Raw genomic sequence first — 17,738 nt, 5'->3', positions numbered from 1 at the left:
TTCCATAGCAGCTGCAACTGGTTTTCGGTGAGCGCGGTGCCGAGCGGCGCGACCGCGCCGGGGAAGCCGACGCCGACCATGGCGATGACGTCCACATAGCCTTCCACCACGATGATGGGCGCGCCGTCATGGGCGGCTTTGCGGGCCATGGGGAAATTGTAGAGATTGTCGCCTTTGCGGAAGAGCGGCGTTTCCGGCGAATTCAGGTATTTTGCCGGCACGTCCTTCTTCAGCGCGCGGCCGCCAAAGGCAATGATGCGGCCGCGGGCATCGGTGATGGGAAACATCACGCGATCCCGGAAGCGATCATAGGGCACCGGGATGTCGTCGCCGCCGATCAGCATGCCGGTCTCGATCATGTCGGGCACGGGAATGCCGGCAGCACCAAGATGCTCCTTCAGCGCGAAACGATCTTCCGGCGCATAGCCCATGCGGAACTGGAGCTGGGTCTGCGGGCCTATACCGCGATCGGCGAGATAGCCGCGCGCCTGTGCGCCATGGCGCGAGGTCAGCGTGTCCTGGAAGAATTTTGCGGCGATCTCCATGACGTCGTGCAGCGTCTTGCGGCGCTGCTCCTGCCGTGCGGCATCGGGCGTGGCCGCAGGGATCGGCATGCCCGCCATGGAGGCGAGCCGCTCGACGGCCTCGACGAAACCGACGCCTTCGGTCTCCATCACGAAATCAAAGATGTTGCCGTGCTTGCCGGTGGAGAAGTCGTGGTAAAACTGCTTCTGGTCGTTCACCGTGAAGGACGGCGTCTTCTCCTGATGGAACGGCGACAGCCCCTTCCACTCCCGCCCCGCCTTCTTCAGCTTGACGCGTTTGCTCACGACTTCCGAAACCGGAAGCCGGGCGCGCAGTTCTTCGAGGAAATGGGGCGTGAAACGCATGATGGCTTAGGCATATAGGGTGAATGGGCGGGATGGCTAGTTATTGCCGGATGAAGCCCGGTATCCACAGGGGAACCATCGCCAGCCTCTCTCTGCCCTCATCCTGAGGAGTGCGCCAAAGGCGCACGTCTCGAAGGATGGCCGCGCGCTCAGGAGCCAGGCGAGCTCATGGTTCGAGACGGCGCTGCGCGCCTCCTCACCATGAGGGCTGAGTGCGTGGCCAAATGTTGCCCTTGAATTCTCCGCAGTTCCCCTTTTAACAAGCCCCATGTTCACGACTTTCCGAGGTGGCCAGACCGGCACGTGGCGGGTGCTCTCCGTCGCGCCCGTGACGGGCGAGACGCTGCCGACCATGCCCGCATTGTCCGTCACCCATGCCGACGCCATTTCGCTGCCGCCGGCGCCATCGAGCAGCTCGTGGCGGCTGATCGGCGTCGCCAGCCATGTCCGCTATGTGGAGCGGCTGGAGAAGATTGCGCTCAACAAGGTGCAGGCCGGGCTCGGCCGCCCCGAGGCGACCTGCGCGGCGCTGATCCCGATCCGCAAGACCAGCGCGTGGTGGCTGATGAGCCAGAACGAGCGGCGCCGGATTTTCGAGGACAAGTCCCGCCATATCGCCGACAGCCTGAAATACCTGCCGGCGATCGCGCGCCAACTCTATCATTCCCGCGATCTCGGCGGCCCGTTCGATTTCCTCACCTGGTTCGAATATGCGCCAGCTCATGCCGAGCGGTTCGAGGAGCTGGTGGCCATGCTACGCGAGAGCGAGGAATGGCAGTTCGTGGAGCGCGAAGTGGATGTGAGGCTGGCAAGGACGGGTTGACGAAAAATACGATTGTATATACACTCTAAATATCGGTCAATTGTGGTCACCTGTCAGGAGAGAGCCAACTGCTGAACCCCTGTGATGGTGACGACACATGTCCGATGACGACGCCCTCGAACTTCTCGCGCTTGACGGCTTCGAGTGGGACGATCGTAAGAGCCAGGCGAATGTCGCAAAACATGGGATCAGTTTCGAGGACGCGAGTGAGATGTTTTACTCACCGACCCTCGTTCGGCGCTCACCCCGCAACGATGAGGAGCGATGGATCGCTATAGGAGAGGTCAACGGCCGGATCATTTCGACGATTTTTGCGCGTCGAAACGATTCAATCCGGATCATCTCAGCGCGCCATCCCAGACCGAATGAAGAAAGAGCATATCGTAACGCGCAAATGGGGCGATCGCCGCAAGGGGAAGACTGACTGGGCTCGCTTCGATGCGATGACGGATAAAGACATTGAAGCAGCCATCGCCAACGACCCCGATTGGGAAGGGATCGAAGATATCGACTGGTCGAAAGCGGTACTTATCGTACCCACAAAGAAAAAAGCGATATCCATCCGGATCGATGAAGACGTGCTCGCTTTCTTCAAACGCGAGGGCGATGGCTACCAGCGCCGCATGAACGCGGTCCTGCGCTCTTATATGGAGCAGGCAGCCAAGCCTAAAAAACGCGCCTGAGCTTCTGCGTTCCGGCACGAACATCCAACCTGCATGGCTCCCATCCAAGATGGAGTCTTACAGTGGGGCTAGGCATGGGTCATATCGGATCAGCCCTCCCGCCCGCCTGAAAGTCTCCATGCCCTCTCCTGCCGAACACCACGCTTCTGCCGAAGGTCCCGGCGGCTGGCTGATCCTCGCATTTGCCATCGCCTGCGGCATCACCGTCGCCAATATCTATTACGCGCAGCCGCTGGTCGGTCCGATCAGCGAGAGTTTTGGCCTCGATTTGTCGAGCGCCGGCGTGATGCTGACCATGGTGATGTTCGGCTATGTGCTTGGCCTGTTGTTTCTCGCGCCGCTTGGCGATCTCGTCGAAAACAAGGCGCTGATCCTGACCACGCTGGGCGCGCTGGTCGTGAGCCTGCTGATCGCGGCCGCGGCACCGAGTGCCGGCGTGTTCATCGCATCGACGATGCTGGTCGGCCTCACGGCTGTCGCCACACAGATGATCCTGCCGGTGGTCGCGCATCTCGCACCGGAACGGCGGCGCGGACAGATCGTCGGCACCGTCATGAGCGGATTGCTGTTCGGCATCCTGCTGTCGCGGCCGCTTGCGACCATGGTGGCCGGCTCGTTCGGCTGGCGCGCGGTGTTCGTGATGTCGGCGGCGCTGATGTGCGGCGTGCTCGTCTTGATGACGATCACGCTGCCGCGGCGCCAGCCCGAGCACAGCCTGACCTATGTGCGACTGATCCGCTCATTGTGGACGCTGGCATTGACCACCCGCGTGCTGCAGCAACGCGCGACCTATCAATGCCTGCTCTATGGCTCATTCAGCCTGTTCTGGACGGCGATGCCGCTGGTGCTGGAGCAAGCGCCCTTCTCGTTCGGACACATCGCCATGTCAGCCTTCCTGCTCTCCGGTGCCGGCGGTGCGCTGATCGCACCCTGGGCCGGCAAGCTCGCCGATCACGGCCGCGGCGATCTCGTGACGGTGACCGCCATGTTGCTGGTACTGGCGAGCTTCGTGGTGACCTGGATCGGGGGGCATGCAGGCGGCGCCACCGCTGTGATCCTGTTCGTGATCGCGGGCATTCTGATCGATGCGGGAACCCAGAGCAATGTGGTGGCCGGTCAGCGCGCGATCTATGCGCTGGCGTCGGCCACGCGCAGCAGGCTCAACGCGCTCTTCCTGGCCGGCGCCTTTTTCGGCGGCGCCGTTGGTTCGGGCTTCAGCGGATTTGCCGTTGCGCGTGGCGGCACGACGATGATCGCCGTCATCGGCATGGGCGCGTCACTGCTGGCACTGGCGCTGTTCGGGCTGGAAGTGGCAAGCCGGACGAAGCGGAGCTAGGGCGCGAGGAAACGGCCGGACGCGAGGCGCTTCGCCTCATCCACGGGGCGGTTGTAGATATAGGTCCACGCCTGCACGACGCTGCCGTCACCGAGCGTCACCGGCAGCAGTTCGCGCAGATAGAGCATGGGCTCTTCCTGCTCCGGTCCGATACTCTCGTAATCGTCGAGCACGGCGAGCAGCGTGTCGGGATCGCGCATCCGGAACAGATCGCCATGAACGATGTCGGCCTCGGCGGCTGCATGGAGCAGGCCCGGATAATGGGTGATCATGTAAAGCCTGCCGCCGCATGAGGCGTCGCCGAGAAAATCTGCGGATGATGCCAGCAGCTTCGACATCGGATGATCGAAACCGCGCATCAGGGTGCCATAAACGAAAATCAGATCCGACATCGTGCCCTTCGAACTGTAAAACCCTGACCCGCAGGCGGATCGTATCGCCAAATGCGCGTCCACCGCACATTCATTTGCGCGATCCCTGCGCTATATTATGCGGGAATCATGATCGCGATCACGGGATATGTCATTGGACCACGCCGCCGCCGAACTGCGCCTGGATGCCGACGAGGTCGATCCGGTTCATGACCTGAACCCGGACAGCGCCTCGCCCTTCCTGTTCACCAGCGACCATTATGGCCGCATCATCCCGCGCATGCTCGGCGATCTCGGATTGCCTTCCAGCGAGCTCACCCGACACATTGCCTGGGACATCGGCATCGCCGGTGTGGCCGAGCGCGTGGCGACGGCGATGAACGCGCATCTCATCGCCCAGCGCTATTCGCGCCTGGTGATCGACTGCAACCGGCCGCCGGAGGCCGTCAGTTCCATCCCGCTGATCAGCGAGGCCACCACGATTCCCGGCAATGATGGCCTCACACAGGAGGCCAAAGTGCGCCGGCGCGAATTGTTCTTCGATCCGTATCACCAGCGTATCGATGCGGTGATCGATGCGCGGCTGGCGGCGGGGCAGCCAACGGTGCTGATGTCGCTGCACAGCTTTACGCCGGTCTATGCCGGCATCCAGCGCCCCTGGCACATCGGCACGCTGTATCAGCATGACCGCACGCTGCCGCCTTTATTGCTGCAGCATCTGCGCGCCGAGGGCGATCTGGTGGTGGGCGACAACGAGCCCTATGCGGTCTCCGATGCCACCGACTACACGATCCCCGTCCATGGCGAACAGCGCGGACTGATGAATACGGGCATCGAGATCCGGCAGGACCTGATCACGGATGAGAGCGGCCAAGTGGAATGGGCCGAGCGATTGGTCCGCATCTTCACCGAGATCGCGGCGACGCTGGTGACGCCGCGGGCGTCGCACGCGTGATCAACGCGCCCGTGTGAGCGCCAGCCAGACGCCACCGCCGATCATGAAGCCGCCAGAGATGCGCGACAGCAATCGCGTGCGCCGCGCCGAGAAAAACTTTCGCGCACGGCCGGCGGCGACGGCATAGATGACATCGGTGACACCAGCGGCGACCATGAAGGTGGCGCCGAGAATGCCGACCTGCAAAAAGTGGTTCTGGTCGAGATCGACGAATTGCGGGATGAAGGCGCCGAAGAACACCAGCACTTTCGGATTGCTGAGCAGGACCGCCAGCCCCTGCAGGAAGAAGCCGCCACGTGGCGGTGCCGGCGGCGCATCGGTATCGATCCCTTCGATGGGCGCACGCACCAGCTTGATGCCGAGCCAGACGAGATAGGCCGCGCCAAGGAAGCGCACCCAATCGAACCAGTAGCCCATGGTGGCCATCATGGTGGTGAGGCCGAAGGCGACGATGGCGATGACGACAGCGAGGCCAACCTGCGTCCCCGCGATCGTCACCAGCGCCGCGCGCGTGCCGTAGCGCAGGCCATTGGCGATCACCAGCGTGACATTCGGGCCGGGCAGCAAGGCCAGCGCGATGCAGGCGACGACAAAAGTGAGATAGACTTGCAGGGACATCAGCGTTTCCGGTCGGTCTTGTTATCACCCAAGCGTAGCAGACCCTGAAGCCGACGCAAAACGCCTTGCGGTCCGCGCTTTCATTTGCTTGCCTGTCGCCGCGACCAGGGGACGGATGCCATGATCGATACCGCGAAGTTCACGCCCGCCATCGTCTATACGATCTATATCGCATCAACGCCGGAGCGGGTGTGGCAGGCGCTGACATCGGCCGAATTCAGCCGGGCCTATTTCCATGGCTTCGATGTTGTCGTGGACGAGACAGTCGGCGGCGCATTTCGCGTGCTGATGCCGGATGGCGCGCTGCATATCGGTGGCGAAGTGATTGAATATGATCCACCGCACAAGCTCACTGTGACGTTCGACCTCAACTGGCCCGGGCTCGTCGAGGCGCTGGGATCAACGCTGGTGAGTTACGAGATCGAGCCGGCCGGCGAGGCCGTGAAACTGACGCTCACGCAGTCGCAGGACCGCGCGCTCAGCGACGACATCCTGTCCGGCGGACGCTCTGGCTGGCCGGCGATCCTGTCGAACCTGAAGAGCCTGCTGGAAACAGGCAGCGTTGCGAGGATCGACATGGCTCCGCCAACACGCATGCTGGCCGCGTTGAAGGCGCTGGGGATCAAGCTGCCGGGCGAGTGAACCTATCCCCTCGCCCGCAATTCCCTGCGCAGCACCTTCCCTGTCGCGGTCATCGGTAGTGACTCAGCAAACGCCACGTGACGCGGATATTCGTGGGCCGCGAGTTGCGATTTGACGTAATCCTGTAGCTCGCGGGCGAGCTTGTCGCCGGGCTCATAGCCCGGCCGCAGCACGATCCACGCTTTCACGGCCTCGGTGCGGATTGGATCGGGAATGCCGACCACCGCTGACAGCGCGACGGCGGGATGCTTGAGCAGCGTGTGCTCGATCTCCGACGGACCGATGCGATAGCCGGCGGAGGTGATGACATCGTCCTCGCGCGAGACGTACCAGAAATAGCCGTCATCATCCTGGATGCCGAGATCACCAGTGAGCAGGAATTCGCCGGCATATTTCCTGGCGGTGCCTTCCTCGTTCTGCCAATAGCGCAGCATGGTACAGGGATTGGGCTGGCGCACACCGACAATGCCGCGCTCGCCACGCGGCAATTCCTCGCCCTGCTCATTGACGATGCGGACATCGAAGCCCGGTGTCGGCTTGCCCATGGAGCCGGGCTTGATGGGAAACAGTTTTGCATTATTGCCCACCACGAGATTGCATTCGGTCTGGCCATAGATCTCATGCGCATCGATGCCGAAGGTTTTCCGCACCCAGTCGAGCAATTCAGCGCCGAGCGACTCGCCGCCGGTGAGGATGCTGCGCAGCTTGACGCCGGGATGTTTCACATCGGCCTGCCGCATCAGCTTCAGCGCGGTCGGCGGCAGGAAGACGTTGCGCACGCCGTGATCGGCCATCAGGCGCATGGCGGCATCCGGCTCGAATTTCTTCGCGCGATAACCGACCACGGGAACGCCGTGATACCAGGCCGGGAACAGCGCATCGAACAACCCGCCGATCCAGGCCCAGTCCGCCGGTGTCCAGTAGACATCGCCGGGCTTGGGGAAGAAGCCATGGACCATCTCCACATTGGGCAGGTGGCCGAGCAGCACCCGATGCGCATGCAGCGCGCCTTTGGGATTTCCTGTGGTGCCTGATGTGTAGATGATGATGGCGGGATCGTCGCAGGACGTATCGACGGTCATGAAATCGTCGGATGCGGCTTCGATCGCCGACCAGAAGGATGTCGTTCCCTCAGGCGGCGTGTCGGCAATGACATAGATCGCTTCGAGCGCCGGCAGCCGCTCGCGAATTTTCTTCAGCTTCTCATAGCCGCCGGCATCGGCGATGACCGCCTGCGCGCCGGAATTGTTGAGGCGGAATTCCAGTGCGTCTTCGCCGAACAAAGTGAACAGCGGCACAGATACCAGGCCGGAGCGGAATGCGGCGAGATGTGCGACGGGAAGCTCGATGGACTGCGACAGAAACACCGCGACGCGGTCACCGCGCTGCAAGCCATCAGCTTTCAGCACATTGGCGAAGCGGCGCGAGAAAGAGGCGATCTCATCGAAGGAGAGTTTTCGCGTGCCAAGGTCCTCGTCCACATAGATCAACGCTAGGCGGCCGGAGCCATCGGCATGGCGATCGCAAGCGACATCAGCGATATTGAAGCGCGCCGGGACATCCCAGTGGAAGTCCCGATAGAGGGCGTCGTAATCGGTGGTCTCGGTGAGCATTCGCACTCCCTGCCTCATGGTGAAGAGCGCGGCCTGCGCGTTTCGAACCATGAGTGTGTTGCACACCCTTCGAGACGCGGTCGAAGACGACTGCTCCTCAGGGTGAGGCCTTGGTTTTGACCGCGATTGTAGGATTCAAACGGGAGGAACTGCAAACTCCGGCATCGTCCCGCGCCCAAAGTGCCTTGAATTTCGCGCCCCGGCATGGTCTTCAGGCGTCCAGGTTCCGCGCTCATTTCCCCGGTAGAAAAGATTCATGGCCCGCAGGTTTTCGTCCGCCTATCAGTCGGAGCCGATGTCCAGCCTGGCGCTGTGGGCGCGGCGGCTGGCGGTGTTCTCGGCCATCGCGGCACTGGTCTCCATCATCATCGTGCGGTTCGGGTTCCTCGAGGTGAAGCCGGCGCTGATGACCTTTTTCGGCGCGCTCGGGCTGGCCGGCCTGTCGATCCTGGTGGCGCTCGCCGGCTTTGCGGCGATCTGGCAGAACGGCTCGCGCGGCATGAGCGCGATCCTGGTGGCGCTGCTGCTCGATGCCGTGATCCTCGCTTATCCCGGCTATCTCGCTTACCAGTACAAGAAACTGCCGAAGATCCACGACATCACCACCGACCCCATCGATCCGCCGCGCTTCGAGGCGCTGGCGCGGCTGCGCAGCGGCGACGGCACCAATTCCGCGGTCTATGCCGGCCTCTATTCGGCCGAGCAGCAGCGCAGCTTCTATCCGGATATCGAGCCGATTGAGCTGGAGGTGCCGGTGCAGCGTGCCTATGAGGTGACGCTGGCGCTGGTGAACAAGCGCAAATGGCTGGTCATCGATGAGCGCCCGCCGCAGCCGCCGCGCCGCATCGGCCGTATCGAGGCCGTGGCGCGCACCCCGATCATGGGTTTTCGCGAAGATGTCTCGATCCGTTTCGTACCCGACGGCGAAGGCTCGCGCGTCGATATCCGCTCATCGTCGCGTTACTTCGAAGGCGATCTCGGCAGCAACGCATCGCGCGTGACGAAGCTGATCGAGGATATCAATACGGCCGTGGATAATGCGCCGAAGCCGAAGGCGACACCGGCCGCGAAGGCAGCGGTGAAGGGGAAGAAATAGCGGGGCGGCGCCTGCGGTATTTCGGGTAGCCAAAATATAAAAACAATCTTAAATTGTATTCATGGGCAAGACTGCTCGAAACGAACTGAAAAAACTGAAGGCCGGATGGTACAACTCGGTTTCCGCCGCCTTCGTTACGGTTGGTGTGCTGGCACCGACGGTAGCGCGGATCGTCGGCGGATTTAGCAGTTCGATGGATGAGACATTGGTCGCCGTCGTTTCCGTGATATGCTTGCCGGCGAGCGCAGTTCTTCATTTTGCGGGGCGAGCCGAACTCATGGAGTTGGAAGAATGACCTTCTTCGACCTCTTTGCCGTGATGATGCCCGTGATCGGCGTGATTTTCATGTTGGCCATCGGGCGCTATGGCGCGCGGGAATTGCGTGAAGAAACTGCGCGCGCTCGCGAGGCTGAACGCAAATCGCGCGAACCGGCACCTCACGCCACCCGATAGCGTCCACCGATCACCGGATCGCCTTCCGTCGCGACCACGCCGCGGGAGACGAGATCCTCCAGATGCGCCAGCACTGAATAGCCCGCCGCCCCTGACAGGCGCGGATCCAGCCCGATATAGATCGCGCGCACGATGGTCGGGATATCCGCCTCGCCTTTGCCGAGTCGATGCAGGATCGAGGCTTCGCGGGCCTTGCGGTGGCGGATCAGGAAACGGACGAAGCGCTGGGCATCGGGAATGTCCGGGCCGTGGCCGGAGAAATAGAGATCTTCCGGCCGCGCCGCGAGCTTCTCCAGCGACGCCATATAGTCGATCATCGACCCATCCGGCGGTGCGACGATGGAGGTGGACCAGCCCATCACATGGTCGGCGACGAACAGCCAGTTCTTCTCGCGCCAGGAAAACGCCATGTGATTGGCGGTGTGGCCCGGCGTCGCCACGCCCTGCAGCGCCCACCCATCGCCCTCGATGACATCGCCATCGCGCACGAGCACATCCGGCCTGAAGTCGCGATCCGCGCCGGATTCCGGCGAGTGCTTCTCGCTCTCGAAGCGCGGGCGCGAGGCGCGGTGCGGGCCTTCGGCATAGACGGTGGCGCCCGTGGCAGCCTTGATGCGCCTGGTGTTGGGCGAGTGATCGCTATGGGTGTGGGTGACGATGATATGCGTCACCGTCTCGCCCTTCACGGCGTCGAGCAGCGCCTGCGCATGGGCTTCGTTGTCCGGGCCGGGATCGATGATGGCGACCTTGCCGGTGCCGACAATGTAGCTGTTGGTGCCGGTGAAGGTGAAGGGCGACGGATTGTTGCACAGGACACGGCGCACGCCGGGGCGGACATGATCGACCACGCCGGGCTTCAGCGGATAGTCCCGGTTGAACGGGATGTCGTCGCCGGCACTGTTGTCCTTGTCGCTCATGGTCGGTCCTTCCCGGTGTTCTTGCCCATGATGACTAGCAAGACGGCATCGGAAAGCAAACGGCGCTGCAACGCGCCTGCCATGCGCGACGCTCAATCATGCACATGCGGCTTCCGTTTCCCGCCGGCCTTCTTGCCCGTCGGCATCATCACCACGCGGCCATATTTCACCCCACGCTCGGCGATGATGTGGTCCGCGAAATGCTGCACATCCTTGCCGGCGCCACGCAGTGCCGTGATCTCCATGCAATTGTCGCCATCGAGATGCACATGCAGCGTCGCCAGTGAGAGATCGTGGTGATGATGATAGGTGTCCACCAGCCGGCGTGACAGGTCGCGCTGGGCGTGGTCATAGACATAGACCAGGGCCGCCACGCAGTCGCCGGATTTGCCCTTTTCCTGCGCGGCCTGCTGGATACCGGCACGGGCGAGATCGCGGATCGCCTCCGAGCGGTTCTGATAGTCGCGCTCGACGATCAGTGCATCAAGGTTGTCCATCAGATCATCGTCGAGCGTAATCGTTATGCGCTGCATACATCCTCCACAAAGTATGATGAATCTTTGACTTCATCATACTCGCCATGTCAGTGTGTTCCGGTTGACACCAGCATAGCCCGGCCGACCGACCGATGCATCGCTCTCTCTTTCTATCGACGGGTACGGTGCTGGCCATCCTGCTGACCGTGCCGGCGATATCGCTGGGGCAACCGGCCACCATCCTGTCGCCCGTCGAGGTGGATGCCCCGAAGCCGCGCATTGCCTCCGCCGCAAGACAATCATCGTCGGTAGCCAAGGGGCGACGCAGTGCCCCGCGCACTGCCGCGCCTGCCGCTGCCGCCAGCGGCATCAATCCCGGCGCCAGTATCGCGCAGCTTCCCGTCGGCGCGGCGAGCGAAAAGAACGTGAGCGGCAATGAGGTCAATGCGCGGCCGCTGTCCCGCCCCGCCGAAGCGCTCGAAGTCGCGCCCGGCCTGATCATCACCCAGCATTCCGGCGACGGCAAAGCCAACCAGTATTTTCTGCGCGGCGTGAATCTCGATCACGGCACCGATCTCGCCATCTCCGTCGATGGAATGCCCGTGAATATGCGCAGCCATGGCCATGGCCAGGGTTATGCCGACATGAATTTCCTGATCCCGGAACTGATCAGCGTGGTCAATGTCCGCAAGGGTCCGTATTTCGCCGATGAAGGTGACTTCTCCTCGGTGGGCGCCATCCATGTCAGCCTGATCGACAGCGTGGCCAGGACCATGGCGTCGATCACCACCGGCAGCTTCGGTTACAACCGTGCCTTCGGCGTCACCTCTGGCAAGGCCGGCGATGGCAATTTGCTCGTCGCCGCCGAAGCCAATATCTATAACGGGCCGTGGGACGATCCGGACAAGCTCAAGAAGATCAACGCTGCTGTCCGCTACAGCCAGGGTACGGCGGAGAACGGCTTCTCGCTGACCGGCATGGCCTATGCCAATCGCTGGAATTCCACCGATCAGGTGCCGCTGCGCGCGATCACATACGGCCAGATCGGCCTCTATGGCGCGTTCGATCCCACGGATGGCGGCAATGCCGAGCGCTTTTCGATTTCGGGTCGTTACCGCGACAGCGAGAGCAGCAGCGCGACGAAGATCGATTTCTACGCCATCAAGAGCAAGCTCAATCTGTGGAATAATTTTACGTTCTTCCTGAGCGATCCCGTCAATGGCGATCAGTTTCACCAGCATGACGACCGCGTACTGGGCGGCATCAATGCGTCGCACACATTCAAGGGATATGTCGGCGGTTTCCGCACAGAGACCGAGATCGGCGTGCAGAGCCGCTACGACAACATCCGGGTTTCGCTCGGCAACACCGTGCAGCGGCAGTATCTCTCGGCCACGCGCAGCGACCTCGTCAGGGAAGGCAGCGCCGGCATCTTCGTGCAGAACACCACATGGTGGACCGACTGGTTGCGCAGCAATGTCGGCTGGCGCGGCGACACCTACAATGCGAGCGTCAACTCGCTGTTCAATGCCGCCAATTCCGGCTCGGCGAATGCGACCATCGGAAGCCCGAAGGCGGGGCTCGTCTTCGGTCCCTTCGCAAAGACGGAGCTGTTCATCAATGCCGGCGAAGGCTTTCACAGCAATGACGCCCGCGGCGTGACCATCAAGGAGTCTCCATCCGACGGTTCGCCCGTGGACTCATCGCCATTTCTGGTGAAGACGCGCGGTGCCGAAGTCGGGCTGCGCACCAAGCTCATTCCCGGCCTCACCAGTTCGATCGCACTGTTCACGCTGGAGTCGGCATCCGAAATCCTGTTCGTCGGCGATGCCGGCGACACCGAAGCCAGCCGGCCAAGCCGCCGTATTGGTTTCGAATGGACCAATGACTACCGCCCGGTCTCATGGCTCAGCGTCGAGGCCGATCTCGCGATGACCCGTGCGCGGTTTCGCGGCAGCAATGCGGATCAGGCCGCAGCCTATGCCGAGCTCGACGGCTATCCCGCCTCGCAGATCGGTAATGCCCCCGGCAATTTCATCCCCGGCGCGCCCAACATGATCGCCTCTGCCGGCATAAGGATTGGCGAGGCCAAAGGCTGGTTCGGCGCGTTGCGCTATCGCTATTTCGGCCCGCGTCCGCTCACCGAGGATGCCGCCTTCATTTCACCGGCCACCGGCCTGCTCAACGGCCAGGTCGGCTATCGCTTCGACAATGGCTGGCGCATCCAGCTCGATGCCTTCAACATCCTCGATAGCAAGTCGGACCAGATCACTTACGCCTATGGCTCGCTATTGAAGACGGACTCGCTATTCGCGGCCTGTTTTCCGACCGGCGGCGGCGCGCCGACCGCGCCTGCAGCCGTGTGCCAGACCGGCATTATGGATCGCATCCTGCATCCGGTGGAGCCGCTGGCGCTGCGTCTCACGGTCGCCGGCGCATTCTGACTTTGCCGCAGCGCAGCTTGCGGATAAGCAGGTTGCGTATCATCATCGCCCCAATCAAAAATATCAGGGGGACAAAATGCATGCACGCAAGGCACGTCATCGGATCGGCATTGTGGTTGGCATCCTCGCGGGATTCGCAATGAGTTCAGCCAGCGCCGCGACGTTCGTTTATGTGGGCAATGCCGATAGCCAGGATATCAGCGTCCTCGAGCTGAAGCCGAACGGAGATCTGTCGGCGGTCGAGACGGTGAAGGTGCCGGGACCAACGAAGCCGGGCGGCTCGCTGCCGCTGGCGATCAGCCCGGAGAAGCACAGGCTCTATGCTGGGCTCCGCAACGAGCCCTATACGGCCGTGACCTTCGACATCGATGCCAAGACGGGCAAGCTGAAGCTTGTGGGTCCGGGGCCGCTCGCGGACTCCATGGCCTATATCGCCGTGGACCGCACCGGCCGCTTCCTGCTCAGTGCCAGCTATGGCGGCAACAAGGTCAGCGTGAATGCCATCGGCCCCAATGGCGTGATCGCAGCGCCGCAGCAGACCGTCGATACGCAACCCAATGCCCATGCCATCATCGTCGATCCCACCAATCGCTATGTGCTGCATACGAGCCTGGGCGGCGATGTCGTCTATCAGCAGAAATTCGATACCAAGGCCGGTAAGCTGACGCCCAACGAACCGCCGACCGTGAGCGTAAAGGCCAAAGGCGGCCCGCGCCATCTGGTGTTCTCGCCGGACAAGAAGTTCGTCTATCTGCTCAATGAACTCGATGCGGCAATCTATGTATTCCCGTGGGATGCGACGACGGGGACGCTGAAGAAGGAGACGCAGGTCGCCAGCGCCTTGCCGAAGGATTTTACGGGCAAGCCCTGGGCGGCGGATATCCATCTGACGCCGGACGGCAAATTTCTCTATGCCTCCGAACGCACCACCAGCACGCTGGCTGCGTTCCGCGTGGATGCAAAGACCGGTGCGCTGACCTCGATCGGCTCTTACGCGACGGAGAAACAGCCGCGTGGTTTTGCGATCGATCCGTCGGGGCGTTATCTGCTGGCAGTCGGGCAGCTCTCCAACAGCATGACAAGCTACGCCATCGACAAGAAGACCGGTGCGCTGACCAAGCTGCAGGACATGCCGATGGGGAAGAATCCGAATTGGGTGGAGATTGTTGCGCTCCCGTAGTCAGGTGAGAGCCAGTCTCGGGTTCGGCCTCATCCTGAGGAGCCGCGCAGCGGCGTCTCGAAGGATGGCCACATACTATGAGCCCGGCCAACTCATGGTTCGAGACGGCGCCAAGGGGCGCCTCCTCACCATGAGGGATGGAGTTATCCGTTCCGCGTCACATTCGCGATCCGCTCCGGCACGCCGAATTCCTTCCGGCACACATCCGCCAGCACCGCAATGCCTTCGCGGATCTCCGCATGCGTCGGGCTCGCAAAACAGATGCGGATGTGGCTGTGGGCATACGCCTTGTCCACCGACCATTCCGGCCCCGGATTGATCGAGACGCCGGCCTTCAGTGCCGCCTGATAGAGCTGCATCGCGTCCACATTGGCGGGCAGTTTCACCCACAGGAAGATGCCGCCCTTGGGCTCCTCGAACTCCGCCGCTGTGCCGAACTGTTCGTTCAGCGCATCCATCAGCGTCTCGAGCTTGGCGCGCAGTCCGCGTGTGGCCTTCGGCACATGGGCGGCGAAATGCGGCACGCTGTATTCCGCCAGCACCATCTGCTCGAGCGCGCCTGATCCCGCATCGGTCTTCAGCGCCAGCATGCGCGACATGATCTCCCACGGCGCCACGATGTAGCCGACGCGCAGAGCCGGCGCGACCGACTTCGAGAACGAGCCGATATGGATCACGCACCCCGTCGTATCCAGCGCATGGATCGCCGGTGGACGCTTGTGATCCCAGATCAGGTCCGCATAGCAATCGTCTTCAAACACCGGCACGCCATATTGCGCCGACAGCTTTAGCAATTCACGGCGATTGCTCTCGGGCATGATCGTCGCAGTCGGGTTCTGCACGGTCGGGATCGTGTAGATATATTTCGGCCGGATGCCTTTGGCTTTGAGGTCCGTCAGCGCAGCCGCGAGCGCGTCGATCCGCATGCCGTCGCCGTCAAGCGGAATGCCGACGATATTCACGCCCATCCGGGTCAGCCGGTTGATCGAGCCCTGATAGCAGTCGCGCTCGATGATCACGGTGTCGCCGCGGGCGAGCAATGCCTGATTGACCAGATCGAGTGCCTGCAGCGAGCCGGACACCATCAGGATATCGTCCGCCGTGCAGGTCATGCCGGCATCACGCTTGAGCTTGTCGGCGACAAAATTGCGGAGCGGGAGATAGCCCTGTGGCCCGCTCGCCAGCCCGTAGGTCGCGAGCGTATGCCCTTCGCGGGTCAGCACAGCGTCAGCCGCAGCCTTCAGGTCAGCCACCGGGACCTGCTCGGCATCGTTGTTGCCGCCGACGAAGCTGTATTTGGCAAGACCCGTCCATCTGGCCGCCGCAGCCGGCAGACCGGCGGGCAGAAGTGGTGCGTAATCGAACCGTGCGGATGTCATGGACGTCGTCTCCCTCGAGCAATGTTGTCATCTTCGGGCCGCCTCGTTGGACGGCCCGGTCGTGCAATGTCAGATAGCCGGATTTACCCCTTTGCCCGCACGCGCTGCACCATTACAGTGCCGCGCGAAAAGCTAGATTTGGCAGGGGCATGCACGACCTTATCCGCGATATCACCCTATGTATCCTGTTTGCATGGGCCATCGGGCTGGCTGCGCATTTCTTCCGGCAACCGCTGATTCTTGCTTATCTGGTCGCCGGCTTCATCATCGGACCCTACGGCAGCGGATGGGTCAAGTCGGACGAGTCCGTCGCCACGATCTCCGAACTCGGCCTGATCTTCATGCTGTTCATGATCGGGCTCGAGATCGATCTGAAGAAGATCATCCGTGCCGGTAAGGTCATCCTGATCGCGGCCGGGGCGCAGCTGGTTGCCGGCTGCGTGCTGGGGGCCGCGTTCTTCATGGCGCTCGGGCTCAAGCTCGGCGGCGGCGGTTTCGATGCGCTCTATCTCGCGGTGGCCTGCGCGCTGTCCTCGACGGTCGTGATCGTCAAGGTGTTGTACGAGAAGCGCGAGCTCGACACGCTGCCCGGCCGCATCACCCTCGGCGTCCTGGTGATCCAGGACATCTTCGCCATCATGTTTCTGGCGATCCAGCCCAGCCTCGACAATCTGCAGATCGGCGTCGTGCTGCTGTCCGTGGGGCGCGTCGGCGCGCTGGTGGCGATTGCATTCGTGCTGAGCCGCTATGTGCTGCCGCCGCTGTTTCACCAGATCGCGCGTCAGCCGGAACTGGTGATGCTGGGCGCCCTGGCCTGGTGCTTCCTGATCGGCGAGATCGCCGAGCGCCTGCATCTGTCGCGCGAAATGGGCTCGCTGGTGGCCGGCGTCGCGCTGTCGACTTTCCCTTACGCGCTCGACGTCACTGCCAAAGTGACGACATTGCGGGACTTCTTCATTACGCTGTTCTTTGTGGGCGTCGGCATGACAATTCCGGTGCCTGACCTGGCCACGGTCAAGCTCGCATTGGTGATCGCCATCTTCGCGGTGGTCAGCCGTCTCCTCACCACGTTCACGCCGCTCTATCTGATGAAGCAGGGCCTGCGCGCCAGCCTGCTGCCGGCGCTGAATCTGGCGCAGATCAGCGAATTCTCGCTGGTGGTGCTGCAGACTGGCATCGCGGCAAACCACATCACCAAGGAAACATCGAGTGCGGCATCCTTCGCCTTTGTGATGCTCGCAGTGCTCTCGACCTTCGCCATGATGCAGAGCGACCGGATCACCCGCTGGTTCATCCCGGTCTGCAAAGGCTTTGGCCTGCGCGATCTCGATCACGGGCAGCCCGGCGAGAGCGAGCATGCGGAGGGTCATGGTGCATGCCGCCGCATCGTCATCCTCGGCTTCTTCCGCACCGCCTCGGCACTGCTCAGCCAGATCGAGCAGGAGAACAAGGAGCTGCTCGACCAGATCAGCGTGGTGGACTTCAATCCGAACGTCTATCGCACCCTCGTGGCGCGCGGCCTGCATGTGGTTTATGGCGATATCAGCAATGTGGATACGCTGGTCCATGCCGGTGTCGGCCATGCCGAGATCATCATTCTCAGCGTGCCGGATTCCCTGCTCAAGGGCGCCAATAACGAGAAACTGGTGCGCCATGTCCGCTCGATCAATCCGACCGCGAAGATCATCTCGACGGCGGATATGCTGCGGGACGTCGAGGATATCTACGCAGCCGGCGCGGATTACGTCACCGTCACCCGCCTGAGCGACGCCAAGGCGCTGTATGAGGTGATCGAGGCGGTGGATCAGGGCCTGCTCCAGGCCAAGCGGGCGGAAATGGATACGCAGCTGGCGGAACGACGG

Annotated in this window: 19 protein-coding genes; 12 read left to right on the top strand and 7 right to left on the bottom strand. The window is 62.4% G+C overall.

Features of this window, described 5'->3' with window-relative positions; translation table 11 throughout:
• Positions 1-890: DNA primase (gene dnaG, locus ACIQ2A_RS21755; protein ID WP_398483265.1), on the bottom strand; the 890-nt coding region annotated here is incomplete at its 3' end.
• 268 nt (positions 891-1,158) lie between these two features.
• On the opposite strand from dnaG, the gene ACIQ2A_RS21750 reads away from it, so the two are divergent.
• The 4 genes from ACIQ2A_RS21750 to ACIQ2A_RS21735 all read left to right on the top strand — a co-directional run bounded on the left by ACIQ2A_RS21750 (position 1,159) and on the right by ACIQ2A_RS21735 (position 3,732).
• Positions 1,159-1,713 (top strand): chlorite dismutase family protein, encoded by a 555-nt coding sequence (locus ACIQ2A_RS21750; RefSeq protein ID WP_398483263.1) that lies wholly within the window; start codon positions 1,159-1,161, stop codon positions 1,711-1,713.
• A 97-nt stretch (positions 1,714-1,810) separates the two neighbouring features.
• Positions 1,811-2,137 (top strand): BrnT family toxin, encoded by a 327-nt coding sequence (locus ACIQ2A_RS21745; protein ID WP_398483261.1) that lies wholly within the window; start codon positions 1,811-1,813, stop codon positions 2,135-2,137.
• Positions 2,079-2,396, top strand: a complete 318-nt coding sequence (locus tag ACIQ2A_RS21740) for a BrnA antitoxin family protein (RefSeq protein ID WP_398483259.1) — start codon at positions 2,079-2,081, stop codon at positions 2,394-2,396. The genes ACIQ2A_RS21745 and ACIQ2A_RS21740 overlap by 59 nt, the downstream gene beginning before the upstream one ends.
• A gap of 118 nt (positions 2,397-2,514) precedes the next feature.
• The gene (locus ACIQ2A_RS21735; protein WP_398483257.1) at positions 2,515-3,732 is read left to right on the top strand and encodes an MFS transporter; all 1,218 of its coding nucleotides are present in this window, start codon (positions 2,515-2,517) and stop codon (positions 3,730-3,732) included.
• Here the strand turns inward: ACIQ2A_RS21735 and ACIQ2A_RS21730 are convergent.
• Positions 3,729-4,124, bottom strand: coding sequence for a gamma-glutamylcyclotransferase (locus ACIQ2A_RS21730; RefSeq protein ID WP_398483255.1), 396 nt, complete (start codon positions 4,122-4,124; stop codon positions 3,729-3,731). The two genes, ACIQ2A_RS21735 and ACIQ2A_RS21730, sit on opposite strands and share 4 nt — an antisense overlap.
• Before the next feature lie 127 nt (positions 4,125-4,251).
• On the opposite strand from ACIQ2A_RS21730, the gene ACIQ2A_RS21725 reads away from it, so the two are divergent.
• Complete coding sequence (locus ACIQ2A_RS21725; protein WP_398483253.1) at positions 4,252-5,058, top strand: N-formylglutamate amidohydrolase; 807 nt, start codon at positions 4,252-4,254, stop codon at positions 5,056-5,058.
• Here ACIQ2A_RS21725 and ACIQ2A_RS21720 read toward each other — a convergent pair whose 3' ends face one another.
• On the bottom strand, positions 5,059-5,676 hold the full coding sequence (locus ACIQ2A_RS21720) for a LysE family translocator (RefSeq protein WP_398483251.1): 618 nt from the start codon (positions 5,674-5,676) through the stop codon (positions 5,059-5,061).
• Between the two features lie 120 nt (positions 5,677-5,796).
• Between ACIQ2A_RS21720 and ACIQ2A_RS21715 the strand changes: the two genes are divergently transcribed.
• Positions 5,797-6,318, top strand: a complete 522-nt coding sequence (locus ACIQ2A_RS21715) for an SRPBCC family protein (RefSeq protein WP_398483249.1) — start codon at positions 5,797-5,799, stop codon at positions 6,316-6,318.
• Positions 6,319-6,320: 2 nt separating this feature from the next.
• On the opposite strand, the gene ACIQ2A_RS21710 is transcribed toward ACIQ2A_RS21715, so the two are convergent.
• Positions 6,321-7,931 (bottom strand): acyl-CoA synthetase, encoded by a 1,611-nt coding sequence (locus ACIQ2A_RS21710; RefSeq protein WP_398483247.1) that lies wholly within the window; start codon positions 7,929-7,931, stop codon positions 6,321-6,323.
• Between the two features lie 256 nt (positions 7,932-8,187).
• Here ACIQ2A_RS21710 and ACIQ2A_RS21705 point away from each other — a divergent pair, with 256 nt between their 5' ends.
• From ACIQ2A_RS21705 to ACIQ2A_RS21695, 3 genes are all read left to right on the top strand, one after another.
• Positions 8,188-9,027, top strand: coding sequence for a DUF1499 domain-containing protein (locus ACIQ2A_RS21705; RefSeq protein ID WP_398483246.1), 840 nt, complete (start codon positions 8,188-8,190; stop codon positions 9,025-9,027).
• A 61-nt stretch (positions 9,028-9,088) separates the two neighbouring features.
• A complete protein-coding gene (locus tag ACIQ2A_RS21700; protein WP_398483244.1) occupies positions 9,089-9,322 on the top strand; it encodes a hypothetical protein in 234 nt (77 codons plus the stop codon).
• The gene (locus ACIQ2A_RS21695) at positions 9,319-9,480 is read left to right on the top strand and encodes a hypothetical protein (protein WP_398483242.1); all 162 of its coding nucleotides are present in this window, start codon (positions 9,319-9,321) and stop codon (positions 9,478-9,480) included. Before ACIQ2A_RS21700 ends, ACIQ2A_RS21695 begins: the two co-directional genes overlap by 4 nt.
• Here ACIQ2A_RS21695 and ACIQ2A_RS21690 read toward each other — a convergent pair.
• Together ACIQ2A_RS21690 and nikR are read right to left on the bottom strand one after the other, a co-directional pair.
• Positions 9,465-10,397 (bottom strand): MBL fold metallo-hydrolase, encoded by a 933-nt coding sequence (locus ACIQ2A_RS21690; protein WP_398483239.1) that lies wholly within the window; start codon positions 10,395-10,397, stop codon positions 9,465-9,467. The genes ACIQ2A_RS21695 and ACIQ2A_RS21690 overlap by 16 nt on opposite strands.
• Positions 10,398-10,489: 92 nt before the next feature.
• Positions 10,490-10,930, bottom strand: coding sequence for a nickel-responsive transcriptional regulator NikR (nikR, locus tag ACIQ2A_RS21685; protein WP_398483237.1), 441 nt, complete (start codon positions 10,928-10,930; stop codon positions 10,490-10,492).
• A gap of 95 nt (positions 10,931-11,025) precedes the next feature.
• On the opposite strand from nikR, the gene ACIQ2A_RS21680 reads away from it, so the two are divergent.
• Positions 11,026-13,317 (top strand): TonB-dependent receptor, encoded by a 2,292-nt coding sequence (locus ACIQ2A_RS21680; protein ID WP_398483235.1) that lies wholly within the window; start codon positions 11,026-11,028, stop codon positions 13,315-13,317.
• 139 nt (positions 13,318-13,456) lie between these two features.
• Positions 13,457-14,497 carry a lactonase family protein gene (locus ACIQ2A_RS21675; RefSeq protein WP_398483233.1) on the top strand — a complete coding sequence of 347 codons (1,041 nt, stop codon included), beginning with the start codon at positions 13,457-13,459 and terminating at the stop codon, positions 14,495-14,497.
• A gap of 143 nt (positions 14,498-14,640) precedes the next feature.
• Here ACIQ2A_RS21675 and ACIQ2A_RS21670 read toward each other — a convergent pair whose 3' ends face one another.
• Positions 14,641-15,876, bottom strand: a complete 1,236-nt coding sequence (locus tag ACIQ2A_RS21670) for a PLP-dependent aminotransferase family protein (RefSeq protein WP_398483231.1) — start codon at positions 15,874-15,876, stop codon at positions 14,641-14,643.
• A gap of 149 nt (positions 15,877-16,025) precedes the next feature.
• On the opposite strand from ACIQ2A_RS21670, the gene ACIQ2A_RS21665 reads away from it, so the two are divergent.
• The coding region (locus tag ACIQ2A_RS21665; protein ID WP_398483229.1) for a cation:proton antiporter at positions 16,026-17,738 on the top strand (1,713 nt) is incomplete at its 3' end.

This window comes from Tardiphaga sp., from assembly GCF_044336785.1.
GTDB lineage: Bacteria > Pseudomonadota > Alphaproteobacteria > Rhizobiales > Xanthobacteraceae > Tardiphaga.
Note: the sequence above shows the minus strand (reverse complement) of the source record. Positions and strands in the feature narration are given on the sequence as shown.